The 1505-nt window shown below is 34.3% G+C and carries 1 protein-coding gene; it reads right to left on the bottom strand.

The features are described 5' to 3' along the window. Positions 1–101: 101 nt before the first annotated feature. On the bottom strand, positions 102–1430 hold the full coding sequence (locus I8751_RS28930; RefSeq protein WP_214442519.1) for an IS701 family transposase: 1329 nt from the start codon (positions 1428–1430) through the stop codon (positions 102–104). Positions 1431–1505 lie beyond the last annotated feature (75 nt).

The raw sequence follows: 1505 nt of genomic DNA, 5'->3' as shown, positions 1-1505 counted from the left end.
AAACTTTACTGACCCTTTGGCTGGAGGTGGGGATATAGATATTTGGGAATATATCCCTCTTCTGTCACTTTCCGGAATAAGCAAGTAGTTCAGGAGCTAAATCATCCAGAAGCATAATAGGGTTTAAATTGATTCATGGCTGCAATTAAATGATTAAATCCCAGTAACAAATTTGAATTAGGGAAAATACTTAACCAGGGATAAATTAACCAAAATAGTAAAAGTGGTTGGATAATGAGACGCAGATTATTTAAAGTATTCTTCCACCCGGATTCATGATTCCATTGCTGATGATTAGAAAAATCAACATGACTATTTTCTTGTGCCTCAGTCTCAGGTTGACGAGATTGATTGAAGGCTAAGAAGACTGGAGAATTTAAACTAATCATCGTATAAACACTAAAAATAATCTCCCACCATCTCTCAATATGTTGGAAATTAGTGAAACGGTAATCTGTCCAGCCTAGTCCCTGCTTACACTGTCGAAACCCATATTCAACCCAGGTTCTTAATCCATATAAATCCCCTAAAGTCTTCTTCAAATTCCCTTGAAGATTTGTCATGACGAAGGAGGTAGAATTTTCTGGCATGGTTTCTGGGTCAGTAGTTATTTCCCAGTAAGTTATGGCTCTTTTTTTACCATAAATTATTTCTCGTATATATCTAGTCTCTGATTTTTGATTGCTAAATGTTCTCTCAAACTTACACCACTTGTTGGCTATAACACTTTGCCCTGCTGGCAACCAGACTCCATGATTACTTCTAATTGATACAACATAACTTAAGTTATATTCAGCTAGTTTTCTAATAAATTGGCTACTTTCACCATATAAGCTATCAGCCAATACTAATTCAATATTGAAGCCTGATTCCATTAATTCTGTAATTATCTCTGATGCTAGCTCTATTTTAGTTTTATATTTATCTGACTCCTTTAGTGTTCCTTTTGGTTTAAAAACTTTGAAGATTAATGGAAAAGCTATGTTAGCATAAACTCCATAGGCGTTGACTGAAACTATTCCATTATCCACTTTTCCTACGCTTCCTAAATATTGTCTAGCTACATAATCTGTTTTCTTCCCTTTTTTTCTATCTCCTGTTTCATCTATTACTAATGTAATTGCACGTCCATCTAATTGTTTTTTCAATTTATTTAATCTTCTTTGTTTTAATTTTCCTACTGGCCAATCTGAATTTGCTATGAAATGGTGTAATGATTGTGCTGAATTTATACTCACTACCTTCGCTATCTCTGGTAACGATTTTCTTTTTATCGTTGATATTATCCCCAGATGTAAATATTTGAAGCACTCATAATTCCTTACTTCTTTAAACAGGTCTTTATACTCTGCACAATATTCATCTATGATGCCAACTGTTGGATGAGGAGCTCTTGCCAAATGTTTGATAATTTGTAATTCTACATCCATTGCCCTACTTACCTTCCAGAGTTTTTTCTTTTCATCCTTTTATTCAGAATACTCGGAAAGTGACAGAAGAGGGAT

It is taken from the genome of Atlanticothrix silvestris CENA357 (assembly GCF_016056295.1).
GTDB classification, from domain to species: Bacteria; Cyanobacteriota; Cyanobacteriia; order Cyanobacteriales; family Nostocaceae; genus Atlanticothrix; species Atlanticothrix silvestris.
This window is presented reverse-complemented; position numbering and strand designations above follow the sequence as displayed.